The organism is Rhodococcus sp. 05-340-2 (assembly GCF_002258915.1).
Taxonomy (GTDB): domain Bacteria; phylum Actinomycetota; class Actinomycetes; order Mycobacteriales; family Mycobacteriaceae; genus Rhodococcoides.
This window is the reverse complement of the sequence record NZ_NOYU01000036.1, coordinates 182,071-195,764: the sequence shown is the minus strand read 5'-3', so window position 1 is coordinate 195,764 and position 13,694 is coordinate 182,071. Positions and strand designations below refer to the sequence as shown.

The 13,694-nt window shown below is 62.9% G+C and carries 15 protein-coding genes; 7 read left to right on the top strand and 8 right to left on the bottom strand.

The window, feature by feature from the left end; genetic code table 11:
* The first annotated feature begins 79 nt into the window (after window positions 1–79).
* Window positions 80–421, top strand: a complete 342-nt coding sequence (locus tag CH271_RS22365) for an ArsR/SmtB family transcription factor (protein ID WP_094634876.1) — start codon at window positions 80–82, stop codon at window positions 419–421.
* 3 nt (window positions 422–424) lie between these two features.
* Window positions 425–910 (top strand): SRPBCC family protein, encoded by a 486-nt coding sequence (locus CH271_RS22360; protein ID WP_094634875.1) that lies wholly within the window; start codon window positions 425–427, stop codon window positions 908–910.
* Between the two features lie 61 nt (window positions 911–971).
* Here the strand turns inward: CH271_RS22360 and CH271_RS22355 are convergent, their stop codons facing one another.
* Window positions 972–1,991, bottom strand: coding sequence for an SMP-30/gluconolactonase/LRE family protein (locus CH271_RS22355; RefSeq protein WP_094634874.1), 1,020 nt, complete (start codon window positions 1,989–1,991; stop codon window positions 972–974).
* An 87-nt stretch (window positions 1,992–2,078) separates the two neighbouring features.
* Here CH271_RS22355 and CH271_RS22350 point away from each other — a divergent pair, with 87 nt between their 5' ends.
* Complete coding sequence (locus tag CH271_RS22350; RefSeq protein WP_037190978.1) at window positions 2,079–2,732, top strand: DedA family protein; 654 nt, start codon at window positions 2,079–2,081, stop codon at window positions 2,730–2,732.
* 4 nt (window positions 2,733–2,736) lie between these two features.
* Here CH271_RS22350 and CH271_RS22345 read toward each other — a convergent pair whose 3' ends face one another.
* Complete coding sequence (locus tag CH271_RS22345) at window positions 2,737–2,997, bottom strand: LuxR C-terminal-related transcriptional regulator (RefSeq protein WP_032395056.1); 261 nt, start codon at window positions 2,995–2,997, stop codon at window positions 2,737–2,739.
* A gap of 173 nt (window positions 2,998–3,170) precedes the next feature.
* On the opposite strand from CH271_RS22345, the gene CH271_RS22340 reads away from it, so the two are divergent.
* Window positions 3,171–4,418, top strand: coding sequence for a TetR/AcrR family transcriptional regulator (locus CH271_RS22340; protein WP_094634873.1), 1,248 nt, complete (start codon window positions 3,171–3,173; stop codon window positions 4,416–4,418).
* A gap of 99 nt (window positions 4,419–4,517) precedes the next feature.
* Here CH271_RS22340 and CH271_RS22335 read toward each other — a convergent pair whose 3' ends face one another.
* The gene (locus CH271_RS22335; RefSeq protein WP_256986502.1) at window positions 4,518–5,021 is read right to left on the bottom strand and encodes a DUF1648 domain-containing protein; all 504 of its coding nucleotides are present in this window, start codon (window positions 5,019–5,021) and stop codon (window positions 4,518–4,520) included.
* A gap of 79 nt (window positions 5,022–5,100) precedes the next feature.
* Here CH271_RS22335 and CH271_RS22330 point away from each other — a divergent pair, with 79 nt between their 5' ends.
* Window positions 5,101–6,609, top strand: coding sequence for an SAM-dependent methyltransferase (locus CH271_RS22330; protein WP_256986501.1), 1,509 nt, complete (start codon window positions 5,101–5,103; stop codon window positions 6,607–6,609).
* On the opposite strand, the gene CH271_RS22325 is transcribed toward CH271_RS22330, so the two are convergent.
* Window positions 6,593–6,835: an ArsR/SmtB family transcription factor gene (locus tag CH271_RS22325; protein ID WP_373453588.1), complete on the bottom strand. Its 243-nt coding sequence runs from the start codon at window positions 6,833–6,835 to the stop codon at window positions 6,593–6,595. The two genes, CH271_RS22330 and CH271_RS22325, sit on opposite strands and share 17 nt — an antisense overlap.
* Window positions 6,836–6,998: 163 nt before the next feature.
* Between CH271_RS22325 and CH271_RS22320 the strand changes: the two genes are divergently transcribed.
* Both CH271_RS22320 and CH271_RS22315 read left to right on the top strand, forming a co-directional pair.
* The gene (locus CH271_RS22320) at window positions 6,999–8,048 is read left to right on the top strand and encodes an SDR family oxidoreductase (RefSeq protein WP_094634870.1); all 1,050 of its coding nucleotides are present in this window, start codon (window positions 6,999–7,001) and stop codon (window positions 8,046–8,048) included.
* A gap of 80 nt (window positions 8,049–8,128) precedes the next feature.
* Complete coding sequence (locus CH271_RS22315; protein WP_094634869.1) at window positions 8,129–8,920, top strand: acyl-CoA thioesterase; 792 nt, start codon at window positions 8,129–8,131, stop codon at window positions 8,918–8,920.
* Here the strand turns inward: CH271_RS22315 and CH271_RS22310 are convergent.
* The 4 genes from CH271_RS22310 to CH271_RS22295 all read right to left on the bottom strand — a co-directional run bounded on the left by CH271_RS22310 (window position 8,908) and on the right by CH271_RS22295 (window position 13,392).
* Entirely contained in the window at window positions 8,908–10,389 is a 1,482-nt protein-coding gene (locus tag CH271_RS22310) for a mannitol dehydrogenase family protein (RefSeq protein ID WP_094634868.1), read from the bottom strand. The two genes, CH271_RS22315 and CH271_RS22310, sit on opposite strands and share 13 nt — an antisense overlap.
* A gap of 102 nt (window positions 10,390–10,491) precedes the next feature.
* Window positions 10,492–11,463, bottom strand: a complete 972-nt coding sequence (locus CH271_RS22305; protein ID WP_037190964.1) for an ABC transporter substrate-binding protein — start codon at window positions 11,461–11,463, stop codon at window positions 10,492–10,494.
* Window positions 11,464–11,518: 55 nt separating this feature from the next.
* On the bottom strand, window positions 11,519–12,616 hold the full coding sequence (locus CH271_RS22300; RefSeq protein WP_082898561.1) for an ABC transporter permease: 1,098 nt from the start codon (window positions 12,614–12,616) through the stop codon (window positions 11,519–11,521).
* Window positions 12,613–13,392 (bottom strand): ATP-binding cassette domain-containing protein, encoded by a 780-nt coding sequence (locus CH271_RS22295; protein WP_094634867.1) that lies wholly within the window; start codon window positions 13,390–13,392, stop codon window positions 12,613–12,615. Before CH271_RS22295 ends, CH271_RS22300 begins: the two co-directional genes overlap by 4 nt.
* Window positions 13,393–13,694: the final 302 nt, after the last annotated feature.

Below are 13,694 nucleotides of genomic sequence, written 5' to 3'. Positions count from 1 at the left end.
CGCCTTCCGCACTCCATATTGCCTGAAAGACCGATTTGTCCCTTGACGGAAGACCGAGCGACCAATAACGTACAACCACATGGTTGTAGATGAGATGAGTGACGCCGAGGTCGATCGCCTGTTCCAGGCCTTCGCCGACAAGACGCGGCGCGACATCGTCGCCAAGGTCACTGTCGGTGAACAGTCGGTATCGGAGTTGGCGGCTCACTACGCCATGAGTTTCGCCGCTGTGCAGAAGCACGTCGCCGTTCTCGAACGCGCCGACGTGATCACCAAACACAAGCGTGGCAGGGAGCAGATCGTGCGAGTTCGGCTGGAGACCATCGCACACGCTCGCGCCCTGCTCGATACCTACGAGGAGATCTGGCGACAACGCGTCGACCGGATCGACGACCTACTGTCCGAGGACCCGAAAGGCTGAATCATGCCGTTCATCAGCTCACACAAGGACGCAGAGAACCTGACCATGACCGTGTTCGCGGAGTTCGACGCGAAAGTCGAACGGGTGTGGCAGATCTGGGAGAACCCGCGCCAACTCGAACAGTGGTGGGGTCCGCCCACATGGCCTGCGACGTTCGTGTCCCACGACTTCGTTGCCGGCGGCAGAGCGTCGTACTACATGTCGGGGCCGGACGGCGAAAAAGCCGCCGGATGGTGGCTTTTCACCGAGATTTCCGCACCGACCACGCTGTCCTTCGACGACGGGTTCGCCGACGACTCGGGCAATCCGTCGTCGACGATGCCCGTCACCCACGCCACCGTGACTCTCGAAGACGTCGGCGGCGCAACGCGAATGACCATCCGTTCGCGTTTCGACAGCCTGAGCCAGCTCGAAGAACTCGTGGCGATGGGCATGGACGAGGGCATGGCGTCGGCAATCGGCCAGATCGACGCCATCGTCGCCGACTGATCGTCCTGCCTGGAACTTCGACCTCTGCTACGAACTTCCGCGCACACGCGGCGCAGCCGCTCTACTCCGGAACAGAGCTGACAGTGAACGGCTCGACGGGCTCTCCCCCGCGCTTGTCGAACTGACTGTTCACCACGAGCAATCGATCGTCTACTGCTGCAACGGTTGTGGGGTAGGCGAACGATGCGTCGGTGATCTCACCCGTCACCGATCCGCTGCGGCCGTCGTCATTCAGGTCGACCTTGGAGATCAACCCGTCACGATTACGGACGACGTACAACGTGTCGTCGTCCATCTCCATCCCGTCGCCGTTCGTGAGCGTTGCTCCGCCGAGGTCGACCTGTGTGACCTCCTTGGAAGTCTTGTCGATGCGATACAGGTTGCCGGTACTGGACTGCACGACGATCAACGCAGATTCGTCGTCGTTCTCGACGATGCCGTTGGCGTTGAATCCCTCTCCGTACGCGAACGGTGTGCCGTCGAAGCTCACGAATGTCTCCAACGGAGCGTCCTGCGTTCCGGCCGTCATCTGCTCGACGGGAATGCGGAACAACGCCGGGCTACGCGAGTCCGTGACGTAGGCATCGCCGTTGTCGGCAATCGCGACGTCGTTGAGGAAGGTCGCGTCGGCACCGAGCCCGTTGGTGAACGTGGCAACCAGATCACCGGAATCGGCGTCGTACACCCACACCTTGCCGGTGGCCCCACCTGCGATCACCAGGTAGTCGGGACGATCGTCGTCGTCGGTCACGTCGATTCCGGCGGCACCGGTGCGTCCGTCCGCGCCGCCGGGCAGGAACACCGAGACGTCCGGGGATCCGACGGTTCCGCGGAACACCGCGCCGTCGGATGTCGACGTCACATAGAAGGTGTCGTCCGCGGCGGTGATGCCCTCGGGGAACACTCCGGTTCCGGGTAGGTCGTAGACCGTTGCAGAGCTCGAACTCGCTGATGTCGAGGCCGGCGCGGACGAATTGCTCGTGGTGGTGGGTGCTGGATCGGCCGAGTCCGAGGACCCGCAGGCACTGAGCAGCAGTGTGGTGGCGGCAACAGCAGGGACTATCCGGGAGACTCGGTTCACACTCCCGAGTGTTCCATATGTCTCAATTTCCGGGCATTTCGCCTGGTGAGCAGATTTTCGGCCCATCGGTTTCGTACAGTCGTTGTCATGAGCGACCTCTCCTCCCTTGCCGCAGCCGACAGCGACCTCGGAGGGATCGCCGGATGGGCAGTGAGTCTGATGGAAGCCATCGGCGGCCCAGGTGCGGGAATCGCCGTCGCAGCGGAGAACTTCTTCCCGCCCCTTCCCAGCGAGATCATTCTGCCTCTCGCCGGGTTCACCGCCTCCCAAGGCGGCATGACATTGCTGAGTGCGTTGTTCTGGACGACGGCAGGTTCGGTGATCGGGGCACTCGTCCTGTACTGGCTCGGCGTCAAGCTCGGCCGCGATCGGATGTATGCCATCGTCGAGAAGATGCCGTTCGTCGGGACGGAGGATCTGACGAAGGCCGAGGACTGGTTCACTCGCCACGGCCGGTCTGCCGTGTTCTTCGGCCGCATGATTCCGATGGTCCGATCGGGCATCTCGATCCCGGCCGGTGTATCCCGGATGCCGGTTCTGCAATTCACCCTGTACACCACCCTCGGCAGCCTGATCTGGAACTCCATCTTCGTGCTCGCCGGCTACTTCCTCGGAGAGAACTGGCACTACGTGGAGAACTACGCCTCGGTGTTCCAATATGTCGTCATCGGCATCGTCGTCGCGCTGATCAGCTGGTTCGTGGTCAGGAAGGTGCGGTCCAGTCGCGTCGAGGTGCGGTAGCTGCTCACAGATCGTCGATGTCGATGAACCCGTCCTGCAGTGCACGCACCAGCAACGTCGCTTTGGTCGGTGCCGTTCGTCCCACTGCCGTGTACTTCGCTCGGATGCGAGTCAGGTGTGTGTTGACGGTTCCCATCGAGAGATAGAGCGAGCGCGATGCCTCCGCTTTGGAATCAGAGATGAGCCAGGCGGTGAGTACCTCGATTTCACGAGCGCTGAGTCGTGGGTCGGGTGCGTCTCCGACGCGGATATCGAGCACTGTCATGGAGATCCTTGATTTCGGGCACCGCCGCTGTCCCGGTGGCGCGAACACGGCCAATGACACCGCACTCACTCCGCTGCGTCACTCCGAGGAATGACCGAGGTTGCTCTCACCCGAGAGTGAATGCTGTCACCTGCACCCTCACGGTCGGCCCCACCTCGGTAAAGTCCGCTCCTATGACCGAGCTCGACGCGACCGCTGCCCTCTTCGTCGAAGCGGGTGTCGCATTGTTGATCGCGCATCCACAGAGGATTCTCGAACGCGGATTACGTATCGAGGACGTCGTCCACGAGGCCGACTCGTCAACAGCGACGTTCTTCCGCAAGTTCGACACCAAGTCCGACTTCCTCGCCACGGTCGTCGAGCATCTGTCCCGAACTCCTCTACCCACCGACGTTCACGGCACCGTTCGCAACCAGATGACGAACAGTGGCGCATCGATTCGAACGGCGGTGTCAGCGCTCGTCGCGCACTACTTTCCGGCAATCGTCGACCGGAAGAGCACCACCGCCACTCTTCTCGATCATGTTTTCCGCGGAGCTGCTTCCGCAGCACTCGCCGGGAGCTACCGCGTTCGAGACGACGCCGTACTGGACGCATTCGAGGCACTGTTCGATCCCGACGGTGGAGCCTTTCGCCGTCCCTTCACGGCTCGATCGTTCGCTGTGACGGTCAATGCCGTCGTCGACGGCTTTCGCATCCGCAGTCAGGTGGACGCCGCTTCCGTATCGGCCGATGTGATGTCCGACGCGGTCCTCGCCTTCATCGGGGCCGTCGTCGACACGTCGGGTCATCATCAGCACCTCGATGATGTCGTGGGAGAAATCGGCGCAGCGGTGGAAGAACGGCCACTTCCTCGCGATCCGCGTGCTGCGATCGTCACCGCTGCGCGCGACGAGTTCGGAAAGCGTGGCTACTTCATGACGCGGATGGACGACGTCGCCGACATCGCCGGAGTGCCGAGAACCGCGTGCAAGACACTGTTTCCTACCAAGCCGTCCGTCATCGTTGCAGCACTGCAGAGCCGGGTCGATCGCCTTCGTGAGTCGGTGGCCGACGACCACCTGCTCGGCCTCGACGAGCTCACGATTCTGCAGAATCACATGTTGCGGTGCGCGCAACTCGCCGCGGACGAGCTCGAATTCATGGACGCCCTCCTCGTCGCTGTCGCACACGACACCTACGGCGAGCCGGAGGGACTGATCTCCATCAAGGAGAAGCTCAACCTGCCGTCGATCATCGCACCGGTCATCGCACGAGGGCAGGACACCGGCATCTTCCGAAAGAGCTCCAGTCCAGTCGATCTCGCGGCAGGGATCACCAACACGCTGCTGATGCGCTGTTTCACCCGTCGACAGAACAGCCCGCAGGACAACGCGACTTTCGTCGGTGAACTACTCCTCGACGGACTCACTGCGCACTGAGCATGGGCCGACTGCGTGTCACGAGCGGAAATGCCGCCGATGGCGGCTATCTGGTGCAGTCGGGCTCGAAACTGGCGATGCTGCAACCACTCCCCTGAGTCAGTCCTTCGGAATGCGGTACCGACCACCTTTGACGACGAACACCACGTATCCCAGAATGGCCAGCAGGTACAGAGCCGTCGGGACGGCGAGAACCCAGATGCTGACCGAGTCGCCTGTCGTTGCGCCCGCAACGCCGGTGATGCAGGCGAAGAGCAATGCCGTTGCCGCGCCGATCCACCCGAAGTCCTCGGCCATCTTCCGGTTCAGCTCAGGTCGATTCTCGGGGGCAGTCCAGTACTCGTGCATCGTCCGACTCGGCAGATTCACCATGGACGCCGGAACTTTGGGGAACCACCGACCGATGCTCGCGAACAATCCGATCATCGCGAATCCGATGCCGCCCATCGTGAGCAGGAAGGACTGTTTCGAGTCCATGCGATCGACCTGACCGGACGCGTCGAAGTGCGCGGGCACTTGATCCCTCGCAGTGACGGCGACCCAGATCAGAGCACCGATGAACACCAGAGTTGACAGCAGTAGGGCCGCACGCGAAAGCTTCATCGAAGTCCACATTAGTGCCTCCGGCAGTGGTGTGGGGCCGTGGCTCCGGGTCGCTCCGCTCCCGCGCCACGGAAGGCACTTGTCCGCACCACTGCCGGAGGCATCGATGCCCAACAACGAGTTCGGGGACTTCCAGACCCCGATCGAGTTGGCACGTGCGTTGGTGAACACCCTGCCTCGACGACAGTGGACTCGCGTCCTCGAACCCACCTGCGGTGTCGGGAACTTCCTGTCGGTACTGGCCAAGAGTCACCCCGACGCAGAGCGTGTCGGGATCGAGGTGCAACCCGAGTACGCCGTGGCCGCATCGGTATTCGGCAGAGTGATCACTGCCTCGATCTTCGATTTCGACCTGGCACGCGACATCGCATGGACATCCGAGCCGGGCCCGACTCTCGTGATCGGCAACCCACCGTGGGTGACCAACGCTCAGCTCTCGGTTCTGGGCTCCAGCAACCGACCGGCTCGTGCGAACACCGACAACGCCCGCGGAATCGATGCGATCACCGGAAGCTCCAATTTCGATATCGCGGAGTTCATCTGGATCAAGTTGCTGGCCGAGTTCGCAGATCACCCGGTCACCGTTGCGATGATCTGCAAGACCCAGGTAGCACGAAACATCCTGTTGCACTGCGCTCGGCACGGCCTCCCGATCACCGGTCCGACTCTGCGACCCATCGACGCCAAGAAGTGGTTCGACGCCGGAGTTGATGCCTGTTGGTTCGTGGTCGAACTCGGAACCGGTCCAACCGACCACACCGCGCAGATGTATCCGAGTATGGATTCACTGCGTCCCAGCACCAGAATCGGAGTGGTCGACGGACAACTGGTCGCGGACGTCGACGCATACGAGCGAAGCAAACAGTTCGATGGCATCAGTCCACTGATGTGGCGTCAGGGCATCAAGCACGACGCGTCTGCTGTCATGGAACTGGCCGAGAACGACGGCCCACGAACCAAACTGGGAACCAGCGTCGACATCGAAGTCGACTACTTGTTCCCGCTGTTCAAATGCACCGACGTCTACCGTGACAGGCTGAAGGTGGTGTCGCGCTGGATGATCGTTCCGCAGTCGCATACCGGCGACGACACCGCGCAGTTGGCGGACAGCGCGCCGAAGCTGTGGAAGTACCTGACCGACAACGCGGGCGCTCTCGATGGCCGAAAGTCGTCGATCTACCGAAGTCGCGCCCGGTTCTGCATCTTCGGAGTCGGGCCGTACACGTTTGCGCCTTACAAGATCGCGATCTCCGGATTCCACAAGGTTCCGCAGTTCAGGATGGTCGGCCCCTACGACGGCAGACCTGCGGTGTTCGACGACGCCACCTATCTCCTGCCGTTCGAGGACCCAGCGGCATGCGCCGTCGCCCAGGCACTGTTGACCGGCCAGGAGGCCACCGATCTCATTGCTGCACTGGCATTCTGGGACAGCAAACGACCGGTGACGAAGAAGCTGTTGCAGCGCATCGACCTGAGCGCAATCGCACGTGCAACCGACCGGCGCGCCCTGCGGGACCGAGCACGAGCGGTGCACCAGGACAGCAGCTCGATCGATCAGGCCATCGACAACTTCACAATTCGGTCCTGATCGTCTCTGCCAATCGGTCGAGGAATTCGTCGTTGCGTTTGTAGTGAACCCAGGGCCCGATTTTTGTACTCGTCACCAGGTGGGCACGTTGAAGTACCGCCATGTACTGCGAGGCCGTGGATTGGGAGACACCCGCCCTCGACTGAATGTGCTTGAGACACACTCCCACATCCTCGGCCGGTTCGAGCTGCGGCGGAAAGTCGCTCGGGTCCTTGAGCCACCGCATGATCGCCAATCTCGCGGGGTTACCCAGCGCACCGAACACTGCCGCGAGCTCTCCGGGGTCCAGTTCGTCAGCCACCCTCCAAGCCTACTCCGATATCGCGATATCACGATATGTGGTCTACTGATGGCATCGCAATATCGCGATATCCAGATAGGAGTAGGTCATGACACGCGTCGCAGTAGTAGTGGGAGCCAACGGAGCGATCGGCAGCAACTTGATCGCCCACCTGCAACGATCCGGTGAGTGGGACATCGTCGGGCTGTCACGCCGCGGTGGTACCGACGCCGGACGCGTCCGGCACATCGCGGTGGATCTGCTCGACGCCGACGAGACTCGACGCCAGCTCTCGCACCTGACGGACGTCACACACATCTTCTACGCCGCTTACCAGGAGAGACCGAGCTGGGCCGAACTCGTCGCCCCCAATCTCGCGATGCTCGTCAACGTGGTCACGGCCATCGAGGAGAGCTCACCGGACCTCGAGCACGTGAGCCTGATGCAGGGCTACAAGGTGTACGGCGCGCACCTGGGCCCCTTCAAAACCCCAGCGCGAGAATCCGATCCGCCCCACATGCCGCCCGAGTTCAACGTCGATCAACAGCAGTTTCTCGAGACGCGGCAACTCGGTAAGCGGTGGACGTGGTCGGCGATCCGGCCGTCGGTGGTGTGCGGTGTCGCACTGGGGAACCCGATGAATCTGGCCACCGTCATCGCCGTGTACGCCACCATGTGCAAGAAACTGGGCGTCCCCATGCGGTTTCCGGGCAAGCCCGGTGCCTTCGACGCACTGCTCGAGATGACGGATGCATCGTTGCTCGCCGAGGCGACAGTCTGGGCGGCCACCACGCCGAGCTGCGCCAACCAGGCGTTCAACATCACCAACGGCGATCTGTTTCGCTGGAGCGACATGTGGCCGCGCATCGCGGGTCTTTTCGACCTCGACACCGCAAGTCCCCTACCGATGTCCTTGGCCGACGTCATGGCAGACAAGGAACCGCTGTGGGATTCGATCGTCGCCGAGAACGGGCTGCGGAAAATCCCGTATTCCGACGTATCGTCCTGGGCCTTCGGCGATTTCGTGTTCGCGTGGGACTACGACGTCATAGCGGACGGTTCCAAGGCGCGTCGACTGGGTTTTCACCTTTTCGTCGACACCGAGGCAATGTTCGCCGAGATAGTCGCCGACTTGCGTCGACAGCGAATCATTCCTTGAGGGAGCCACCCTGTGTACCACCCGAGTGGGCCGGATAGTTTGAATCGGCACGAACGCCGATCGAGACCTACGGGAGAACAATGCATCCGTTCGACACAGCAGTCGCGCTCGAGACCGTCGGCGACGGCACGTATCGAGGCAGGACATCAGCGCCGTACAACAACATGGTCGGCCCGTTCGGCGGCATCACTGCTGCGACGTTCATCCGAGCCATCGAACGGCATCCGGAATGCCTCGGATCGCCGGTCTCGCTGACGGTCAACTTCGCCGGCCCGGTGGCCGAGGGCGACTTCGAGATCTCGGCGCGCGCCGTGCGCACCAACCGCAGCAATCAGCACTGGTACCTCGAACTCGTCCAGGGCGGTGCCGTCGCCACCACGGCCACAGCGGTGTTCGGAACCAGGCGTGAGACGTGGGACAACACCGAGGCCGTGGCACCGGCCGTCCCCTCCCCCGCCGAGACGCCCCGAGGCAGCTTTCCCGACGCGATCGCCTGGGCGCAGAACTACGAGATGCGGTTCGTTGCAGGCGCTCTGAACGACCAGGAATCACCGGACTCGACCGAGACGCTGTGGATCCGCGACACGCCCCCGCGCCCGGTGGACTTCGCTGCGCTGACCTCGCTCAGCGATGTGTTCTACCCCAGAATCTTTCAGCGCCTCGGTCGCTACGTGCCGGCCGGCACCATCTCGCTGACGACCCACTACTTCGCGACGCCCGACGATCTCGAGCAACACTCCGACGGGTACATCCTCGGCACAGCACGAGCCCGCCGCTTCCATCAGGGTTACTTCGATCAGACGGCCGAACTGTGGACCGAAGCCGGGACGTTGCTGGCCACGAGCCACCAGGTGGTGTACTACAAGGGCTGACCCACTCCGACCGACTGTTCCAGCACGCGCCGAACTGCTCCGCGGGCACCGCTGTCCTGAAGCGAGCGCTTGGCCCGTTGGTACGCCCCGCGCAGCCGCGGACTTGTCGACAGATCGCCGAAGACAGCAGGATTCGCCAGGAATGCGCCGGGATTATCGTGGTCCTCCCACGACAATCGCTGCAGGTGTTCGGCATTCGCGTCGACCATCGGAATGTCCCCGCGCTCGTGCACTCCGCACCACGCGGCGAGCACCAGCGCTCCGTGGTCGACCGATCGGTCCTGTGCGAGCCGGTCGCGGATCACCGGCAGCACGAACTTCGGAATGCGCGCGGACGCGTCGACGATCTGACGTTCGAGCGTGTCTCGCACGGCGAGGCTCGAAAAACGGTGCAGCAGTTGCTCGATATAGGTGTCGATGTCGATTCCGTCGACCGGGGCGAGCGTCGGGGCAGCCTCGGCCCGCATGTACGACGCGACGAACTCGTACAGGTCGGGGCTGGCCATCACCTCGTGCACGTGGCTGTATCCGGCGAGGATACCGAGATAGCTCAGTGCTTGGTGAGATCCGTTGAGCAGCCGCAGTTTCATGTGTTCGTACGGCGCGACGTCGGCGACGAGTTGCACTCCGACCTCGCCGAAGGGAGGTCGCCCGAACGAGAAGGTGTCTTCGACCACCCACTGCGAGAACGATTCCGACCGCACCGGCCAGCCATCGTCGATTCCGAAGTCGCTGCGCACGTCCTCGATGACGGCGGCCGTCGTAGCAGGGGTGATGCGGTCGACCATCGAGTTGGGAAATGCCACCGTTGCGTCGATCCAGTCCGCCAGGTCGGCGTCGTGCCGACGGGCGAAGGAGGTCAATGCCGTTCGGGTCACCGACCCGTTGTGGACGATGTTGTCGCACGACATCACGGTGAACGGCGGAATTCCGTGGTACCGGCGGGTGGCGAGCGCAACGGTCAGAAAGCCGAAGACACTCGACGGTATCGAGAGGTCCCGGAGGTCGTCGAGTACCGCGGGATCGGTGGGCTCGAATGCACCGGTGACGTCGTCGATGCCGTAGCCCGCCTCGGTGATCGTCAGTGACACGATCATCGTGGCGGGTGAGCTGAGCACATCGATCACGCCCTGCGGATCGTCCGGTGCGAAGACGAAATCCGCGACCGATCCGATCACCCGAGCGTCGCGTCGACCGTCGGGATCCACCGTGACCAGGGTGTACAGATGATCCTGGGAGTCGAGGACGTCGCCGATCTTCCTGTCTCCCGACAACACTCCCACTCCGCACAGTGCCCAGTCGAGATGTCCGGCCGCGAGCAGCCGATCGAAGTACACCGCCTGATGTGCGCGATGAAAAGCGCCGACTCCGAAATGCACCACACCGCAGTGCAGTTCGTCCAAGTCGTACTCCGGCTTCGCGACGGTCGCGGGCAGGTGTTCCAACGTCGCGCGGCGAAGCTCGGTCATGACAGGTCCTCGGGGTCGGACGAACGTGGTGAGCGGTGGCGCTCCCGGGCATGTTCTGCCACCAGGAGCACCACCGCAGCTGAAGGGGTTACACGTCAGGAATCAGCAGGACGACTTGTAGACGTACTGCGCGCCCTCGCCGTCGATGTTGTCGGCGGTGATGACATGGAAGCCGGTCGAGATCTCGGCGGTGACCGGCTGGTCGTTGATGGCGGCCATGGCCTGCGCGACGCCGTCGGTGCCGATGGTGTCGGGCTGCTGCGCGATCAGAGCCTGCACTGTTCCCTCACGAAGCTGCTTCACCTGTGCGGGGCCTGCGTCGAAGCCGATGATCTTGACCTGATCCTGCTTGCCCGCCTGCCGAACTCCGGTTGCGGTGCCCTCGGCTGCGAACGTGTTCGCCGCGAAGATGCCGGTGATGTCGGGGTCTTTGGCGAGGGCGGCCGAGACCAGACGAGCAGCTTCGGCCGGGTCGTTGTGGCTGTACTGCACGCCGAGGTAGTCGAAGGCAGGGTTGGCATCGACGGCTTCCTCGAAGCCCTCCACTCGGGCGTCGGCAGTGGAGATCCCGGGATCGGTGGAGATGACGAGCACCTTGCCGCCGGCCGGGTTGAGCCGCTCGATCGCGTTGAACGCTTCTGCCCCGCCGCCCTTGTTGTCGGACGAGATCGAGGAGACCGCGATGGACGGATCTTCCAGGGTGGTGTCGACGAGGACGACCTTGATACCTGCTCTGGAAGCCGCCTCGAGGGGTGCCTGCATGGCGGCCACGTCGGTGGGCGCGATGAGGATCGCCGACGGCCGCGATGCGACAACCGAATCCACAATCGGCTTCTGCAGAGTGGGATCGAACTTGACCGGGCCCTGGGTGTCGACGGTGACGCCTGCATCCTTCGCCGCAGCTTCGATTCCGCACTGCATGCTGATGTAGAACTCGTCGCCACTGACGCCCTGGATGAAGGCGATGTTGCCGCTGCCGCCACCGCTTCCGGAGTCGGACGAACAACCCGCCAGGAACATGGCGGAGACCGAAGCGACACTCAGTGCAACGACGGCGGTGCGTGATGTGATCATGGTCGACTTTCTTGTAAGGGGTGTGCGATAGAGGGAGTTTCGAGACCGGCCGAGGTTAGGGACTTCGGGACCAGAGTTTCTTGAGGGAGCTGGGCGATTGACCTCGGCTCGCTGCGTCGCGTCGACGCTGATCGAAGTAGACCGCTGCGATGAGGACAGCACCGACGGCGACCTGCTGCCAGAACGGCTGGACTCCGACGATGACGAAGCCGTTCTGCAGCACGGCAGGGATGAACAGTCCGACGACGGTGCCGAACATGGTTCCGATGCCGCCGAAGAGGCTCGTTCCACCGATGACCACTGCCGCAATGACATTGAGGTTGGTCTGCGACTGTCCGGCGATGGCGGTGGTGCCGTACTGCGACAGAGACAGGATGCCCGCCAGTCCGGCGAGGGTGCCGGAGAGTGCGTAGACCTTGACCAGGTGCATGTCCACCTTGATGCCGACGCGTCGAGCAGACTGCTCCTTGGAGCCGACGGCAAAGGTGTAGAGGCCGAACTTGGTGCGATGCAGCACGATTCCGAAGATAACCACGAGCACCAACGCGATGCTCGAAATCAGGGGAATGGTGGTGGCCGGGAAGTTTCCGTAACCGATGGTATCGACCAGAACCGGTGGTACGTCGCGGATGTCGACGCCCCCGGTGATGACCTGCGAGAGCCCGAGAGCTCCGCCCAGGGTCCCGAGAGTCACGATCAGCGGAGGCACGTTGGCCTTACCGATCAGGAAACCGTTGAGCAATCCCCAGCAGAGTCCACACCCCAGTGCCACCACGATTCCGACAGCGGCAACTCCCCATCCGTCGCCGCCGATCGCGGCCATGGTCTTGGCCGAGACGACTCCGGAGAAAACGAGAACGGAGCCGACCGAGAGATCGATGCCACTGGTGACGATGACGAACGTCATGCCGATCCCGAGAACGGCCAGGATGGATACGTTCTGGATGATCTGGCGGATGTTGCCCCACTCGGGGAAGCTGCCGGGAGCCATGATCGAGAACACGAGGCAGATCGCAGCCAACACGAGCACGATCTGGAACACCTGAACCCGGGCCAACTTACCGAGCGCTTCGACGAGATCGAAGGAGTGCCGAGACGGTGTGTCGCCGGGCGGCATCGGCTCGAGGGAGGGGCTGATGGTCTGGTTGGTCATCGTGTGGCTCCGGTGGTTGCGCCGGTCATCGCGCCGACGAGTTCTTCCATGGTCGTGTTCTTGGCGTCGAGAGTGGCGACGCGTTTGCCCATCCGCAGTACCTGAACGCGGTCGGCGACCTCGATCACGTGCGGCATCGAGTGACTGATGAACACCACTGCCACTCCCCTGTCCGCCACGCGGCGAATGGTGTCGAGAACGTTTCGGGTCTGCACCACGCCGAGCGCCGCGGTCGGTTCGTCCAGGAACACAACGCCTTTGGCCCAGGCGACCGCGCGAGCGATCGCAATGGCCTGCTGCTGGCCACCCGACATGGCTCCGACGGGAACGGTGAGGCTGCGCACGGTTGCTCCGAGTTCGTTCAACGCGTCCTGCGACTGCTTGCGCATCGTGGAGACGTCGAGGAAACCGAGATGGCCGAGCAATCCTTTGGCCGGCAGTTCGCGTCCGAGAAACATGTTCTGCTGCGCGTTCAGGTGCGGCGCGAGAGCGAGATCCTGGAACACCGTCTCGATACCCAGTTCGGCTGCCACGGTGGGACTGTCGAGATCGACCGCGGTGCCGTCGAACAGGATCTCGCCGGTGTCGACCGCGAGACTGCCCGAGAGCGCCTTGACCAACGTCGACTTGCCTGCGCCGTTGTCGCCGATGAGGGCGACGACCTCGCCGGGGTAGATGTCGAAATCGGCGTCGTCGAGGGCGCGCACGTTTCCGAAGCTCCTCGACAATCCCCTCGCCTCGAGGATCGGTGTCGCAACAGGTGCAACGCTGGCCATGGATACTCCTTGGTCGAATCGAAAACCGTCGGATGCGGGATGGATACCCCACCGGTGCCCGTGCAGCACGGTCGGTGATCGTGGTCTGCGAGGCAGGTCGAGCTCCCTGCGGGGCTCGTTGTGTAAACGAGTGTGACCCACGCAACCCGCATTGTCACGTGTTTCGTGAAAATTCATGTCACCGGTGACATGACACAACTCCTGCACACGGATGGAGCCGCACCGTCACCCCGCTATCGGACCGAGCGGTACCGTCTCTGAACTGGCAATATTTGCGATCTAGACGATTTTCGACCCGATGG

Excerpts from the sequence above, each read along its gene's own strand:
- CH271_RS22365 (WP_094634876.1), top strand. The coding sequence starts at position 80 with ATGGTTGTAGATGAGATGAGTGACGCCGAGGTCGATCGCCTGTTCCAG.
- CH271_RS22360 (WP_094634875.1), top strand. The coding sequence starts at position 425 with ATGCCGTTCATCAGCTCACACAAGGACGCAGAGAACCTGACCATGACC.
- CH271_RS22350 (WP_037190978.1), top strand. The coding sequence starts at position 2,079 with ATGAGCGACCTCTCCTCCCTTGCCGCAGCCGACAGCGACCTCGGAGGG.
- CH271_RS22345 (WP_032395056.1), bottom strand. The coding sequence starts at position 2,997 with ATGACAGTGCTCGATATCCGCGTCGGAGACGCACCCGACCCACGACTC.
- CH271_RS22340 (WP_094634873.1), top strand. The coding sequence starts at position 3,171 with ATGACCGAGCTCGACGCGACCGCTGCCCTCTTCGTCGAAGCGGGTGTC.
- CH271_RS22335 (WP_256986502.1), bottom strand. The coding sequence starts at position 5,021 with ATGAAGCTTTCGCGTGCGGCCCTACTGCTGTCAACTCTGGTGTTCATC.
- CH271_RS22325 (WP_373453588.1), bottom strand. The coding sequence starts at position 6,835 with ATGCGGTGGCTCAAGGACCCGAGCGACTTTCCGCCGCAGCTCGAACCG.
- CH271_RS22320 (WP_094634870.1), top strand. The coding sequence starts at position 6,999 with ATGACACGCGTCGCAGTAGTAGTGGGAGCCAACGGAGCGATCGGCAGC.
- CH271_RS22315 (WP_094634869.1), top strand. The coding sequence starts at position 8,129 with ATGCATCCGTTCGACACAGCAGTCGCGCTCGAGACCGTCGGCGACGGC.
- CH271_RS22310 (WP_094634868.1), bottom strand. The coding sequence starts at position 10,389 with ATGACCGAGCTTCGCCGCGCGACGTTGGAACACCTGCCCGCGACCGTC.
- CH271_RS22305 (WP_037190964.1), bottom strand. The coding sequence starts at position 11,463 with ATGATCACATCACGCACCGCCGTCGTTGCACTGAGTGTCGCTTCGGTC.
- CH271_RS22300 (WP_082898561.1), bottom strand. The coding sequence starts at position 12,616 with ATGACCAACCAGACCATCAGCCCCTCCCTCGAGCCGATGCCGCCCGGC.
- CH271_RS22295 (WP_094634867.1), bottom strand. The coding sequence starts at position 13,392 with ATGGCCAGCGTTGCACCTGTTGCGACACCGATCCTCGAGGCGAGGGGA.